The sequence below is a fragment of the Rhodosalinus sp. genome (assembly GCF_041685465.1).
Classification (GTDB): domain Bacteria; phylum Pseudomonadota; class Alphaproteobacteria; order Rhodobacterales; family Rhodobacteraceae; genus Rhodosalinus.
This window is the reverse complement of the sequence record NZ_JAWLFS010000003.1, coordinates 16,227-29,460: the sequence shown is the minus strand read 5'-3', so window position 1 is coordinate 29,460 and position 13,234 is coordinate 16,227. Positions and strand designations below refer to the sequence as shown.

13 protein-coding genes are annotated in these 13,234 nt (G+C 73.7%); 7 read left to right on the top strand and 6 right to left on the bottom strand.

All coding sequences use genetic code 11. The annotated features are described in order from the left end of the window. The first annotated feature begins 757 nt into the window (after positions 1–757). From ACESL7_RS00560 to ACESL7_RS00550, 3 genes are read left to right on the top strand one after another with little or no spacing between them, the layout of a single operon-like run. Positions 758–1,708, top strand: a complete 951-nt coding sequence (locus ACESL7_RS00560; RefSeq protein WP_372890354.1) for a sulfurtransferase — start codon at positions 758–760, stop codon at positions 1,706–1,708. 4 nt (positions 1,709–1,712) lie between these two features. Continuing rightward, positions 1,713–2,849, top strand: a complete 1,137-nt coding sequence (locus ACESL7_RS00555) for a YeeE/YedE thiosulfate transporter family protein (protein WP_372890352.1) — start codon at positions 1,713–1,715, stop codon at positions 2,847–2,849. Next, the gene (locus tag ACESL7_RS00550; protein ID WP_372890350.1) at positions 2,846–3,016 is read left to right on the top strand and encodes a hypothetical protein; all 171 of its coding nucleotides are present in this window, start codon (positions 2,846–2,848) and stop codon (positions 3,014–3,016) included. Before ACESL7_RS00555 ends, ACESL7_RS00550 begins: the two co-directional genes overlap by 4 nt. A 48-nt stretch (positions 3,017–3,064) precedes the next feature. Here the strand turns inward: ACESL7_RS00550 and ACESL7_RS00545 are convergent, their stop codons facing one another. Then, on the bottom strand, positions 3,065–3,766 hold the full coding sequence (locus ACESL7_RS00545) for a glutathione S-transferase family protein (protein WP_372890348.1): 702 nt from the start codon (positions 3,764–3,766) through the stop codon (positions 3,065–3,067). A gap of 120 nt (positions 3,767–3,886) precedes the next feature. Here ACESL7_RS00545 and ACESL7_RS00540 point away from each other — a divergent pair, with 120 nt between their 5' ends. The 4 genes from ACESL7_RS00540 (at position 3,887) to ACESL7_RS00525 (ending at position 7,625) form a co-directional block, all read left to right on the top strand. Then, entirely contained in the window at positions 3,887–4,171 is a 285-nt protein-coding gene (locus ACESL7_RS00540; protein WP_372890346.1) for a hypothetical protein, read from the top strand. 100 nt (positions 4,172–4,271) lie between these two features. Then, positions 4,272–5,294, top strand: coding sequence for an SDR family NAD(P)-dependent oxidoreductase (locus ACESL7_RS00535; protein WP_372890344.1), 1,023 nt, complete (start codon positions 4,272–4,274; stop codon positions 5,292–5,294). A gap of 58 nt (positions 5,295–5,352) precedes the next feature. Continuing rightward, a complete protein-coding gene (locus tag ACESL7_RS00530; protein WP_372890342.1) occupies positions 5,353–6,675 on the top strand; it encodes a UDP-glucose dehydrogenase family protein in 1,323 nt (440 codons plus the stop codon). 44 nt (positions 6,676–6,719) lie between these two features. After that, a complete protein-coding gene (locus ACESL7_RS00525; protein ID WP_372890340.1) occupies positions 6,720–7,625 on the top strand; it encodes a DMT family transporter in 906 nt (301 codons plus the stop codon). 637 nt (positions 7,626–8,262) lie between these two features. On the opposite strand, the gene ACESL7_RS00520 is transcribed toward ACESL7_RS00525, so the two are convergent. From ACESL7_RS00520 to ACESL7_RS00500, 5 genes are all read right to left on the bottom strand, one after another. Further along, positions 8,263–8,757, bottom strand: a complete 495-nt coding sequence (locus tag ACESL7_RS00520) for a YciE/YciF ferroxidase family protein (protein WP_372890338.1) — start codon at positions 8,755–8,757, stop codon at positions 8,263–8,265. Between the two features lie 266 nt (positions 8,758–9,023). After that, positions 9,024–10,499, bottom strand: a complete 1,476-nt coding sequence (locus ACESL7_RS00515) for a Do family serine endopeptidase (RefSeq protein WP_372890336.1) — start codon at positions 10,497–10,499, stop codon at positions 9,024–9,026. 32 nt (positions 10,500–10,531) lie between these two features. Beyond that, entirely contained in the window at positions 10,532–11,431 is a 900-nt protein-coding gene (locus ACESL7_RS00510) for an alpha/beta fold hydrolase (RefSeq protein WP_372890334.1), read from the bottom strand. 84 nt (positions 11,432–11,515) lie between these two features. Next, on the bottom strand, positions 11,516–12,208 hold the full coding sequence (locus ACESL7_RS00505; RefSeq protein ID WP_372890332.1) for a gamma-glutamyl-gamma-aminobutyrate hydrolase family protein: 693 nt from the start codon (positions 12,206–12,208) through the stop codon (positions 11,516–11,518). Further along, a complete protein-coding gene (locus ACESL7_RS00500; RefSeq protein WP_372890330.1) occupies positions 12,205–13,203 on the bottom strand; it encodes an amidoligase family protein in 999 nt (332 codons plus the stop codon). The genes ACESL7_RS00505 and ACESL7_RS00500 overlap by 4 nt, the downstream gene beginning before the upstream one ends. Positions 13,204–13,234: the final 31 nt, after the last annotated feature.

Genomic DNA, 13,234 nt, shown 5'->3' with positions numbered 1-13,234 from the left:
GCGCCCCTCGGTGCGGAGCGCGCGCGCCAGCGCGAGGCCGGAGAGGCCCCCGCCGACGATGCAGATCTCCGTGTCCATGGTCATGCGTGCGCCCCCGTGCTCCGCTGGATATCCGACGTGTCGGCCCCGGAATATCCCCGGGTTATGCCCGCGCAAACCGCGCGGCCCCTATGCCGGTTGCGCCCCTCGCCCCGGCCCGGGGCCGCGCGGCCGTCGCCGGGGGGCGCAGGGATCATGCGGCCCGGTCTGCGGCATGCGCTGACGACAGCGCGGCCCGTCACGCCGCCGGTCCGGCCCTTTCCCGGCGCCGCGACCGAGCCGCGCCCGCCAATGCGCCGCGGCGCATGCGGCGAGACGTGCGCGTCCGGATGCATGTCGGGCCCTCTCCCGTCTCGCAGTGAAGTCATGACGGGCAGGCAAGCTGGCCCCGCGATCGGCGGGTTCAACCCTGCGTCGCTTGAAAGATGCCCGCCCGCGCGATGGCGCGCGCCCGATACGCCCCGACCGACCCGTCCCGGCCGACGGGGCGGGACGGGGGTGCCCGGCCGTGCGCTCAGGCGAAAAAGAATGTCATTCTTCCCGCTGCGGCCCGCCTGGAGCACCTGTCCGGCGCGGCGCTCGGGGGCAGGCGGGTGTCCGCCCCCGCTCAGGCGGCCCACGACGGCGTTCGCCGCCCAGGGGGCTGCGGGGCGGGTGCGGGTTTGCCATCGCGGGTCCGCAAGCCGATCTGCGGTCGACGCACATCGAGGAGGACGTCATGAAACCGCTTCCCATCGCAGCCGCCGCCTTCGCCGTCGCGAGCCCGGCCATGGCCGATATCGACCCGCTGGTCTCGCCGGTCGAACTGGCCGAGATGCTCGACACCGAGCCGCCGCTCGTGATCGACATACGCCCGCCCAAGGCGCCGGAGGACGAGGCGTCCCGCACGGGCTACGCGTCCGGTCACATCCCCCTCGCGGTGAACGCGCCCTACGGCCGGTTCCGCGGGCCCGAGGACAACCCCGGACAGGTGCCGGACGACGAGGCGCTCACGGAGCTCCTGCGCGAGCTCGGCGTGACCGGGGACAGGCCCATCGTCGTCGCCCATCAGGGGCGCGACGCCACGGACTTCGGGGCGGCGGCGCGCGTCTACTGGACGCTGAAGTCGAGCGGCCTCGGGGAGCTCGCGATCCTGAACGGCGGCGTCGACGCCTGGACCGCTGCCGGTTTCGAGCTCTCGACCGAGCAGCCGCGCCCCGAGCCGAGCGCGATCACCGTCTCGCTCTCGGACGAATGGCGCGCCACGGCCGAGGACGTGCAGGCCGTGATCGGCGGCGCGCGGGACGGCCTGCTGCTCGACGCGCGGCCCGAGAGCTTCTGGGCCGGTGACGCCAGCCACCCGGCGGCGGCCCGTCCCGGGACGCTGCCGCAGTCGGAGTATTTCGAGCACGCCAACTGGTTCGGGTCCGGCCCCGCCATCGTCGATGCCGAGGCCGCCCGCCGGCTGGCGGACGGCCGGGGCCTCGGGGAGGCCGACCGGATCGTTTCCTTCTGCAACACCGGGCACTGGGCGGCGACCAACTGGTTCGCGCTGAGTGAACTGGCGGGCCTCGACGACGTGACGCTCTACCCGGCGTCGATGGTCGGCTGGTCCAATGCCGGCCACGAGATGGCCAATGTGCCCGGCCCGCTGCGCACCCTCTGGAGCCAGGTCAGGAATGTCTTCTGAGCGGATGACACAGGATCGGGTCGTCGCCGGGCCGTCCGGGGCCCGGTACCTGCGGGGCCTCGGGCGCACCGCGCTCGTCGCGGCGGCGCTCCTGCTCTGCCTCGGGGTCGCGGCCTTCGCCGGCTTGCGTTACGGGCTCTTGCTGGTCGTCGGCCTCGGGCTCGGCATGACGCTCGAGGGGCTCCGCTTCGGCTTCGCCGGGCCGTGGCGCGCCATGATCCTGCACCGCGAGCCCGGCGGACTTCTGGCGCAGCTCCTCGCGATCGCGCTCGTCGCGGTCGTGGCCGTGCCGCTCGTCGCGGCCTCGGACGGCGAGATCGCGGGCGCCCATGCGCCGGTGGGGCTCGCCATGGTGGGCGGCGCCTTCGTTTTCGGGGCGGCCATGCAGGTGGTGCTGGGCTGCGGCTCCGGCACGCTCGTCAATGCCGGCAGCGGCAACCCGGCGGGCCTTGTGGCGCTGCCGTTCTTCGCCATCGGCAGTTTCGCGGGGGCGAGCCACCTGCCTTGGTGGACCGGGCTCGGCACCGCGCCGGTCGTCGCCCTGGAGGGGGCGGCCGGGCTCCTCGTCACGCTCGGCGGGCTTGGCGCCGTGGCGCTCCTGCTTCTGCGCCTCGCCGAACCGGCCGCGCGCCGGATCCCGCGCCGGCTCGTGGTCGCGGCGCTCCTGGTCGCGGCGCTGGCGCTGGCCAACCTCGCGATCGCGGGCCAGCCGTGGGGGGTCGTCTACGGCCTTGGCCTCTGGGCGGCGAAGGGGGCGGCGGCGCTTGGCGCGGATCTCTCCGTCTCCGGCGTCTGGAGCGCGCCCGGCAACGCCGAGCGGCTGCGCGAGAGCCTGCTGACCGATGTCACCTCGCTCACCAATCTCGGGCTGATCGGCGGCGCGTTCCTCGTCGCCGCGTGGCGGGGCGGGCTCGCCCGGCCGCTGCCGCGCCTCCCGGCCCGGGCGTGGGTCGCGATGGCGGCGGCGGGGCTCGCGATGGGCTATGCCTCCCGGCTGGCCTTCGGCTGCAACGTCGGCGCCTTCTTCAGCGGCATCTCCACCGGGAGCCTGCACGGCTGGGTCTGGTTCGCCGCCGCCTTCGCGGGATCGGGGCTCGGCGTGCGGCTGCGGTCGCGCCTCGGGCTGGAGGCGGGCCGATGAGGACGCGGCGCCTGACCGCCGCCCTTGCGCTCGCGCTGCTGGCCGGGCTCCTGCTGCTCGACCTGTCGCGGAGCGCGCCGCTCGATCCCTTCGCGGCGCCCCCGCCGATCGCCCTCGGCTCGGGCCAGGCGCCCGGGGGCGCACATTGCGCCGCACCGCCCGAATGAGCCGCCGCGACGGGGCGCAAGGGGGGCAGCGCCCCCCTGCGCGGTGTCTCAGCCCTCGCGCGGCGGGATGTCGAGCGCGCGCTGAACGGCTGGCCGCGCGGTGAAGCGGTCGAGATAGGCGACCGTACGCGGGTGATCCGTCCAGCCGACAAGGTCCTTCGCACCATAGAAGTCCAGCGCCCCGAGCCACGGTGCGAGCGCCATGTCGGCAATGGAGTACTCACCCGCGATCCAGTCGCGCCCCTCGAGCGCCGTCTCGATCACGCCGAGCAGGCGACGCGCCTCGCCGACGTAGCGCTCGCGCGGGATCGGGTCGGCGACCTCGGCGCCCTTGAACTTCACGAAGAAGCCGAGCTGGCCGAAGAGCGGCCCGACGCCGCCCATCTGGAACATCAGCCACTGCATCGTCTCGTGCCGGCCGCGCGGATCGGCAGGCAGGAAGCGCCCGGTCTTCTCGGCGAGGTAGATCAGGATCGCCCCGGATTCGAAGAGGCCGAAGGGGTGGCCGTCCGGCCCGTCGGGGTCGATGATCGCCGGAATCTTGTTGTTGGGGTTGAGCGAGAGGAACTCGGGGCTCTTCACGTCCGCGTCGTCGAGGGTGACGCGGTGTGCCTCGTAGGGCAGCCCCGACTCCTCGAGGAACGCGGAGACCTTGATGCCGTTGGGCGTCGGATAGGAATAGAGTTGCAGGACGGAGGGGTCCTGCGGCGGCCAGCGGCGGGTGATCGGAAAGTCGTCGAGCGATGCCATGCGGGGCTCCTTTCTGTGCGGCGCGCACCCTAACCTCTGGCGACCGGAGGGAAAGGGCCCCGATCGCGCGCCGGCGACAGGGGCGGCGGCGAGACGATACGCCGGACGGGGGCGATCGGCATGCAGGCGGCAGCGGTGGGACTGGGCCCGCTCCCCGGGCTGGCGCTCGAGGCGGCACTGGCCATCCTGCGGCACGACGCCCGCGTGACGGAAGCGCCCGCGCCCTGGCTGCGCGTCACGCACCCCGGCGAGAGCAGCGTGGAGATCGGCATGCGCCTCTGGTGCCGGGCGGAGGACTACGCGGACCTGAAGTTCGATATGCTCAAGCGGGCGAAGGCGGCCTTCGACGCGGAGGGCGTCACGATTCCCTATCCACACCGCGTCGAGCTCCGGAAGAGCGGCTGAGCGGTTTGTCTCGGGCGCCCGGCCGCGCTAGGCAATCGGTGAGGGCACCGCCCGTGCCGCAGAGGAGAGCCGCCATGTCCCGTCCCGCCGGAGCGCCGCGATGAGCCGCACCGCCCTCGTCACCGGCGCGGCCGGCTTCATCGGCTTCCATCTCGCCCGCCGCCTGCTGGCCGACGGCTGGCGCGTGGTCGGGATCGACGCGCTGACGGACTACTACGACCCCGCGCTCAAGCGCCGGCGACTCGCGCTCCTCGAGAGCGCGCCGGGCTACACGCAGGTGACCGACCGGATCGAGACGCCGGGCGTCCTTGCCGCGCTCATGGCCGAACACACGCCGGAGGCGGTGCTGCATCTCGCCGCGCAGGCGGGCGTGCGCCATTCGATCGAGGCGCCGCGCAGCTACCTCGAGAGCAACATCGCCGGCACCTTCGAACTGCTGGAGGCGGCGCGGGCGCACCCGCCGGCGCATCTGCTCCTCGCCTCGACCTCCTCGGTCTATGGCGCGAACACGGCGATGCCCTACGCCGAGACCGACCGCGCCGACCACCAGATGTCCTTCTACGCGGCGAGCAAGAAGGCGACCGAGGCGATGGCGCATTCCTACGCCCATCTTTTCGGCCTGCCGGTGACGCTCTTCCGCTTCTTCACCGTCTACGGGCCGTGGGGGCGGCCGGACATGGCGCTCTTCAAGTTCGTCGCGGCGATGCTCGAGGGGCGTCCCATCGAGGTCTACAACCGTGGCGAGATGATGCGCGACTTCACCTATGTCGACGACCTGGTGGAGGCGGTGGCGCGGCTGATCCCGGCGGTGCCGGGGGAGCGGCCCGTCTGCGACGCCGACAGCCTCTCGCCGGTGGCGCCGTGGCGGGTGGTCAACATCGGCAACGCGCAGCCCGTCAGGCTCGGCGATTTCATCGCGGCGGTCGAGGCGGCGCTCGGGCGGCAGGCCGAGAAAGACCTCCTCCCGATGCAGCCGGGAGACGTGCCGGCGACATGGGCGGACGTGACGCTGCTCGACGCGCTTGTCGGCGACCGGCGCGCGACACCGCTCGCCGAGGGCGTTCAGGCCTTCGCGGACTGGTATCTGTCCCAGTATCGCCCGGATATCGAGGCGCCGCGTTGACGCAGCCCGCGCGCTGGAGGACAAGGCGGCAGGGATAGACGACGGGAGCGCGTGGCGCATGAAGATCGCGATGATTGGGACGGGCTATGTCGGACTCGTCTCCGGGGTGTGTTTCTCGGACTTCGGGCACGAGGTGGTCTGCGTCGACCGTGACGCGGAGAAGATCGCGCGGCTGGAGCGCGGCGAGGTGCCGATCTACGAGCCGGGGCTCGACCGGCTGCTGGAGAAGAACACGGCCGCCGGGCGGCTGCGGTTCACGCGCGATCTCGCCGCGGCGCTCGAGGGGGTGGACGCCGTCTTCATCGCCGTGGGCACGCCGACGCGGCGGGGCGACGGGCATGCGGACCTTTCCCACGTCATGGCCGCGGCGGAGGAAGTCGCGCGCGCCGCGCCCGACGGCGTGGTGATCGTGACGAAATCCACCGTGCCGGTGGGCACCAACCGGCGGGTGCGCGAGGTCGTCGCGGCGGCGAATCCGGCGCTCGACTTCGACGTGGCCTCGAACCCCGAGTTCCTGCGCGAGGGGGCGGCGATCGACGATTTCATGCACCCCGACCGGGTCGTCGTCGGCGTCGAGACCGAGCGCGCGGCGGAGGTCATGGCGGCGATCTACCGCCCGCTCTACCTGCGCGAGTTCCCGGTGGTCACCACCGACCTCGAGTCGGCCGAGATGACGAAATACGCCGCCAACGCCTTCCTCGCCGCCAAGATCACCTTCATCAACGAGATCGCCGCGCTCTGCGAACGCGTCGGCGCCGACGTGAAGGAGGTGGCCCGGGGCATGGGCCTCGACAAGCGGATCGGCAACAAGTTCCTGCATGCCGGCCCGGGCTTCGGCGGCTCGTGCTTTCCGAAGGACACCCGCGCGCTGGCGCGCACCGGGCAGGAGTACGGGCTGCCGCTGCAGATCACCGAGGCGGTCATCAAGATCAACGACGAGGTCAAGCGCCGCATGGTCGAGAAGATCACCGAGCTCTGTGGCGGCTCGGTCAACGGGCTGACGGTCGCCGTGCTCGGCGTGACCTTCAAGCCCGAGACCGACGACATGCGCGAGGCGCCCGCGCTGACGATCGTGCCCGCGCTCGTGGGCGGCGGCGCAAGCGTGCGCGTGGCCGACCCGCAGGGCCGGCGCGAGGGCGAGCGGCTGCTGCCGGGCGTGACATGGTGCGACGACACCTACGCGGCGGCCGAGGGCGCGGACCTCCTCGTCCTGCTGACCGAGTGGAACGAGTTCCGCGCGCTCGACCTCCCCGACATCGCCGGCCGCATGAGCACCCCCCGCCTCGCCGACCTGCGCAACGTCTATTCCGCCGAGGCCGCGCGCGACGCCGGCTTCACCGCCTACGCGGCGGTCGGGCGGCCGGAGTACGGGGCGGACTGAGCCCGCGGGCCCATCGACGCCACAGCGACAGGAGGCAGGGCGTCATGCGCGCGCTGGACGGGCTCGGGTACCGCGGTGCAGTCGGGCTGACGCTGGCCGCGTCGGTGCTCTGGGGCGTCTGGTGGATTCCCATCCGCTGGCTGGAAGCCGCCGGCCTCGAGGGCGTCTGGGCGAGCCTCGCCATGGGGCTCGCCGCGCTGCCTGTCCTGGCGGCGCTCGCGGCGCGCGACCGCCCGGGCGGCGTGACGGCGCCGCGCGCGCTTCTCGGGGCGCTGCTCATCGGGCTCGCGGCGATGCTCTATGGCGCCGCGCTCTCGTTCACGGACGTGGTGCGCGCGGTGGTCATCTTCTACCTTGCGCCGGCCTGGTCCACGGCGATCGAATGTCTTTTCATGGGGCGGCGCTGGAGCCTCAGGAGCGCGGCGGCGCTCGGCCTTTCGCTCCTCGGGGTCGCCACGATCTTCCGCTTCGATGTCTCGCTCGGGTCACTGGCGACAGGCGACATCGCCGCGCTGATCTCGGGGCTCGCCTGGGCGATCGGTGCGGCGCTGGTGTTCTCCAGGCCGGGCGGACGGCCCGCCACGCTGGCCCTGTTCACGACGCTGGGCCTCGTCCTCGCCGCCGGAGCGGTCCTGGCGTTCGGCGGCGCGGCGGCCGGGCGCTGGCCCGGCGGCGCGGAAGCGCTGGGCGCCGCGCCGCTCGCGCTCGTCACGGGGGTCGTCTACCTGGTCCCCGTCCTGCTGGTGACGCTCTGGGCCGCGCAGCGTCTTGCGCCTGCGGCGATGAGTTTCCTGCTCACGGCCGAGATCGTGTCGGGCGTCGTTTCCGGGGCGCTTCTGCTCGCCGAGCCCTTCGGATGGCCCGAGGCGGTGGGCGCAGGGCTCATCATTCTCGGCGCCACGGCCGAGGCGGTGGCGCCGCCCCGGCGCGCCGGGGCGCCGCGGCGCTGACCGCGCCCCGCGTGGACCGGGGCCTTTGCGTCTCCGTGGACGGTCTTCAATTTTTCCGGGAACCGGTGCGGGGCCGGCGCGTTTCCTCGGTGCGCCTTTGAAATCCAGAGGTGCCTGTCCCTCCCCAAGGCGGTCGCGTCCCCCCGGCGCGGCCGCCTCCCCTTTGCGCAGACCCGCCGATCCGCCGCCCGGCGCAGGAACCCAGCCCCGGGGGCGCCCGTTTCCCCATTGTCCAAGACGCAACGGAGGTTCCCGATGCCCCAAGCGAAACCCGCACATCCGCGTCCCAAATCCGGCTGGAAAGAGGTCCTCGGCGGCTGGCTCGAGGGGCTTGCGCCCCCGGCACCCGAAGCGCGGCCTGCGACGATCCCGGTGGAAACGCCGGCGCGCCAACCGCAGGTGATCGGCCCGAAGCCGCGCCGCTGAGGCGCGGCGCCGCATTTCCGACCCCTGCGTCGGCTTCGCGCCGGTGCAGGAAGAGACGGCCGACGCAGAGCGTCGGCCGTTTCCGTGTGCGCGTCCCGACGCTTTGGCCACGGCACCGCCGCCACCGCAGCAAAAAAGGCCCGCGGCAGCGCATGCCGCGGGCAGCCGGGCGCGGCCCAGGGATCAAGCCGCGCCGTAGGGGCAGAACGCCTCAGGCGGCGTCCCGGTTCACATGTCCGGTGGCGATTTCGGTGAAGGTCCGGTCGCCGTCGTAGGACTTGTCGAGGCAGGTCTGCGCCGCACCCGCGTCCGCGTCGAAGCCGAGGCGGCGGGCGAAGGCCCGGATCGTGCCGTAGCCGGCGATCGCGTAATGGGCCATCAACTGGTAGGCGGCGATGATCGCGGCATCGCGCGTGTCGTCGTCGGTGAAGCGCTCGCCGAAAATCTCCTTTTCGGTTTCGGTGACCAGCCCTTCCATTCCGGCGCTGTGGCGTCCCGCGGGGTCGGCGCCATGCGCCTCGGCGAGCTGGGCCATGGTGTCGCGCCCGCGCTGGATCCCCTCGACCCCGCGTTCGAGTGCCGCCTTCAACTCGCTGTCCGTCGCCGCCTCGGCGAGCTTGCGCGTCACGGCTTCGGACTGACGGCAGGCGCTGTGCATGTCCTGCACCTGCTCGATATACAGGTCCTTGAGATCATCGTTGGCCATCTGCGCGTCTCCTTTTCACGGGGCCGCCGGTCGCGGCGGCCTTCGTCATGTCAACGGATGGGCTGGCGGTGCGGTTCCGGTCGCGAACGGCTGCCCGCGTGCGCTGTGGCACGGTCGCGCCCCGCGTCGACGGCGGCGATCGAGAGGGGGCCGGCAAGTGGGGGGCGGCGGGCCGCGCCCGCCTCGTCCCCGTGTGACGCCGCAACGCGCAACTGGCCCCGCCGGGGGCGCGCCCGGCGGGGCCGCATCGCGCCGGCAGGGCGGCGTCAGCCGTCGCTGCCCGCGTCGAGGCGCAGGGCGAGGAAACTGAAGCTCCCGTTGCGGAACACCCGCAGGAGAAGGGGGCGCTCGCTCTCCTCGGCCTCGGCAGCGGCGTCGCGCAGCGCCCGAACGTCGTCGACGGTGTCGCCGTTCGCGGTGGCGATCACGTCGCCCTGCTGCAGGCCCGCGGCCGCGGCCGGCGAGCCCGGGGCGACGCCGGCCACGACGAGGCCGTCGACGGCGTCGGGCAGCTCGGCCCGGGCGCGCAGGTCCTCGGTCAACGGCGCGACGGTGACGCCGAGCCGCGAGTCGCCGTCCTCGCCCGGCTCGGGCGCCTGCCGCTGCTGATCCTCGCGCGTGAAGAGGCCGGCGGGTTGCTCGCCGATGGTGATGTTCAGTTGCTCCTCGGAACCATCGCGCAGCAGGGTGACCGGCACCTCCTGCCCGCTTTCGAGCGCGGCGACGGTGAAGCTCAGCGCGCGCGGGTCCTCGACCTCCTCGCCGGCGATCGAGATGATCACGTCGCCCGCCTGCAGGCCGGCCGCGGCGGCGGGACTGTCCTCGGTCACCTGCGCGACGAGCGCGCCGCCGGCGTCTTCGGGCAGGTCGAGCGCCGCGGCGAGAGCGTCGTCCACCGGCTGAAGCCGTACGCCGATATAGCCGCGGTCCACCTCGCCGTCGTCGCGCAGGTCCGCGATCACCGACTTGGCCACGCGCGAGGGCACGGCGAAGCCGATGCCGATGCTGCCGCCCGACGGCGACACGATCGCCGTGTTGACGCCAACGACTTCGCCGGCGGCGTTGAAGAGCGGCCCGCCCGAGTTGCCCTGGTTGATGGCGGCATCGGTCTGCAGGAAGGCGTCGTAAGGCCCGGAGCGGATGTCGCGCGAGCGTGCCGAGAGGATGCCGGCCGTCACCGATGCCTGCAGGCCGAAGGGATTGCCGATGGCGACCATCCATTCGCCGACCTGAAGGTCCTGCGAACTGCCCCAGGCGACGAAGGGCTGGGGCGTCTCCGCGTCCACCTTCAGCAGCGCCAGATCGGTGGCCGGATCGGTGCCCACGACCTCCGCATCGAGGCGCGTCTCGTCCGCGAGCACCACCTCGACACGCTCGGCGCGGCGGACGACGTGATCGTTGGTCACCACGTAGCCGTCGTCCGAGATGAAGAAGCCCGAGCCCTGCGCGCGCATCGGCCCGCGCGGCATCGGTCCCGGCCCGCCGAAGAAGTCGCGCAGGCCCGGCGGCAGTTGCGGCCCCGGCATCTGCCCCTCGGCGCGTTCAGGCGCGGTGGAGAGGATGCCGACGACAGCGGGCTGCTTGTCGGCGACCATCGCCTCGAAGCCCGGCGGCGTGGCATAGTCGGCCTCCGGTGCGGTGCCGTGCGCGCTGTCCTGCGCGCTGGTCGCAGGCGCAACGAGAATGGCCGCGGCGAGGGCCGCGGCCCATGGGGCGCCGGAAAAGGGGGACGGTGTCTTCATCGGGTTGGCCTCCTTCGGACTCGTCGGGTCGGTCAGGCGGGCACCGCCTCGAGCGGCGCGGACCCCGCGCCCGCGGTGTCCGCGTCGAGCCACGCGCCCACCGTGCGGGCGAGGCGGCGCGGCGTCGTGAGCATGGGCAGGTGCCCGGTGTCGGTGAGGTGCGCGACGCCGCCGGGCAGGGCACGCGCCAGTTCCAGCTGATGTTCCACGGTGACGACCGGGTCGCGCGCGCAGATCACGACCGTCACCGGCGTGTGGATCCGGCCGAAGCTTTGCAGCGCGCTCTGGCTGCGCGCCCAGACGGCGAGCGCGCGGATCGTGGTCGCGTCCCCGCCCGAGAGCTCGCGCCGCATGGCGGCCGGAACCGCCTGCAGCCGTTCGCCGGGGGCGAGCGAGGCGGTCATCCATGCCGCGAAGCGATCGGCATCCGCGAGCCAGTGCCGGATCAGCACCCGGGCCGAGAGCGGGCCGACGAGGGGCAGACCGGTCACCACGCGCGTGCGCAACGTCGCGCGCTTGCCGCAGTCGCCGGCATGGATCGCACCGACGACGAGCGCGCGGGACACGAGGTCGGGGCGCTCGCGCGCGATCATCAGGGCAAGGTAGCCGCCGAGCGAATGGCCGATCAGCTGCACGGGCCGCCCGCCGGCGCGGGCCTCGATCCCGTCCGCCATGTGCCGGGCGAGTGCCGCCGGCTCGGCAAGAAGCGGTGCGGCGGCGGGCAGTCGCGGCGCGTCGGCGCGGTGGCCGGGCAGGGGCGGGGCGAGGACGGTGTCGAGCTCCAGCGCCTGGCGCAGCGGTGCCCAGAGCGCCGGGCTCTCGAGGAGCCCGTGCAGCATGACCACCGGGCCGCGCGTGGATGACGTGACGCCGCGGGCGGCGGCCGTCAGGGCGCGTTGCGGTGTGGTCGGGCTCGCCGGGCGTGGCGCCATGCTCTCACCTTGCAGGCCTGGCGCGGGGATGTGCGCCGTCCCCGCTCCAACGCCGGGCCGGCGCGGCGGTTCCCCGGCGCGGGTTCAGGCCGGGGCGGCGGTGACCGCGCGGCCCGATGCAGCCTGGGCGAGCGCGGCGAAGAGCCGGCGCTGCGCGCGCTGGTAGAAGAGGTGTTCGGGGTGCCACTGCACGCCGAGGGCGAAGGGCGGACCGGGCCGCTCGATCGCCTGGATCATGCCGCCTTCGTCCTCGGCAGCGACCCGAAGCCCGGTGCCGAGGCGGTCCACCGCCTGCGAGTGGAGCGCGTTGACCTGCATTTCGGCGCGTTCCGTGATCCCTTCCAGGAGGGTGCCGGCGCAGGCGCGCACGCGGCGGCGCGGCAGGATCGTCCGGTAGCGGCGCGAGCCGGGATAGGTGGCGTAGGCATCGGCATGAAGCGTGCCCCCCAGCGCCACGTTGAGCATCTGCGCACCGCGGCAGATTCCGAGAACGGGGATGCCGCGCCCCAGCGCCTCTTCCGCGAGGCGCCGCTCCAGCGCGTCGCGCGCCGGGTCGAGGCGCACCTCGGCGCGGATCTCGCCCCCGTAGAGCGTGGGAGAGATGTCGTCGCCGCCCCCGATCACCAGCCCGTCCACCGTGGCGAGATCGGCCGCGCGCCCGGTGCCCCAGCGCACCGCCCGTCCGCCCGCCAGCCAGACGTTCAGCGCGACGAGCGGGAAGATGCGCCAGCCCGAGCGCGCCGAGGTCGTCACGGCGATCCGCGGCCGCGCGCTCACGCCTTCGCCTCGGCGGGGCCGCCCGCGGGGGCCAGCGCGGCGAGGGGGCCGAGCGCCTCGGCCACCGGATCGCCCTTGGTGGCGGCGGCGCGGCTGGCCGCCACCTTCGCGGCGAGCGTGTCGTCCGCCGCCACCCGCTCCACGAGCCACCAGCGCCGCCAGTCGTAGGCGAGGCTCCAGCCCGGCTCGCCGATCCGGCTTTCAGGCTGGCGGAAGTGGTACGCCGGCCGCGCCGCGACCGCGCCCGCGGCCGCCGCATGGCGCGCGAAACGCTCCGGCGCGAGATGGGCGTAGGCGGGCATCAGGTCGAGCCCGTGGTTTCGGGACGCAAGATGCGCGTCGATCAGGTCGAAGAGCGACGCGGGCGGCGCGTCCGGAGCGAGCGCGACGAGCGCGTCGACGAAGTCGGGCGGGTAGGGTGCGGTGAAGGGCAGCACGCGGCGGCTCATATCCATCGGATCGCGCGCGCGCAGCCAGTCCTCCAGCAGCGCGAAGGCGCGCGCGACGCGGGTCAGGTCGCGCCCCGTGTCCGGGTCGGCCAGCGTGACGTTCAGGTGCAGCCCGAAGCTGTGGACCAGATGTGCGCGCGAGCCCTCCGCGCCGGCCTCGGCGAGCGCGCCGGCGAGCGCGTCCACGTCGGCCAGCCGCGTCTGCGACAGGGGCTCGGTGACCACCTCGATCGGCACCACCTGCCGTGCGACGGCGACGCCCATCTCGGCGGCCCTGTCGGTTCCACCTGGGCGCCACGCGCTGTCGAGATAGATTTTCAGGTGTCCGAGGCGGCTTTCGTCGATGCGCCATTCGCTGGCCGAGACCTGTTGGAGGGTGCCGCCCACGATCTCACGGCAGATCTCCGCCGCCGCCTCCGGGGCCAGCGCGCCGAATTCCAGTTCGACGCCGACCGCGCGCGGCGCGCCCGGCCCCTCGGGCAGATCGGGAAGTGCCGGAAAACGCGCGATCGGAGGTCGCGTGGGCAGGGAGGGGGCGTCGGGCATGTCGCGGAGGATAGACCGGCGGCGGGGTCGC

Bases quoted from the DNA above. Each gene is read 5' to 3' on its own strand.
- ACESL7_RS00540 (WP_372890346.1), top strand. From the start codon at position 3,887: ATGCAGGCGGCAGCGGTGGGACTGGGCCCGCTCCCCGGGCTGGCGCTC.
- ACESL7_RS00550 (WP_372890350.1), top strand. From the start codon at position 2,846: ATGAGGACGCGGCGCCTGACCGCCGCCCTTGCGCTCGCGCTGCTGGCC.
- ACESL7_RS00535 (WP_372890344.1), top strand. From the start codon at position 4,272: ATGAGCCGCACCGCCCTCGTCACCGGCGCGGCCGGCTTCATCGGCTTC.
- ACESL7_RS00530 (WP_372890342.1), top strand. From the start codon at position 5,353: ATGAAGATCGCGATGATTGGGACGGGCTATGTCGGACTCGTCTCCGGG.
- ACESL7_RS00515 (WP_372890336.1), bottom strand. From the start codon at position 10,499: ATGAAGACACCGTCCCCCTTTTCCGGCGCCCCATGGGCCGCGGCCCTC.
- ACESL7_RS00545 (WP_372890348.1), bottom strand. From the start codon at position 3,766: ATGGCATCGCTCGACGACTTTCCGATCACCCGCCGCTGGCCGCCGCAG.
- ACESL7_RS00520 (WP_372890338.1), bottom strand. From the start codon at position 8,757: ATGGCCAACGATGATCTCAAGGACCTGTATATCGAGCAGGTGCAGGAC.
- ACESL7_RS00500 (WP_372890330.1), bottom strand. From the start codon at position 13,203: ATGCCCGACGCCCCCTCCCTGCCCACGCGACCTCCGATCGCGCGTTTT.
- ACESL7_RS00560 (WP_372890354.1), top strand. From the start codon at position 758: ATGAAACCGCTTCCCATCGCAGCCGCCGCCTTCGCCGTCGCGAGCCCG.
- ACESL7_RS00525 (WP_372890340.1), top strand. From the start codon at position 6,720: ATGCGCGCGCTGGACGGGCTCGGGTACCGCGGTGCAGTCGGGCTGACG.
- ACESL7_RS00510 (WP_372890334.1), bottom strand. From the start codon at position 11,431: ATGGCGCCACGCCCGGCGAGCCCGACCACACCGCAACGCGCCCTGACG.
- ACESL7_RS00555 (WP_372890352.1), top strand. From the start codon at position 1,713: ATGACACAGGATCGGGTCGTCGCCGGGCCGTCCGGGGCCCGGTACCTG.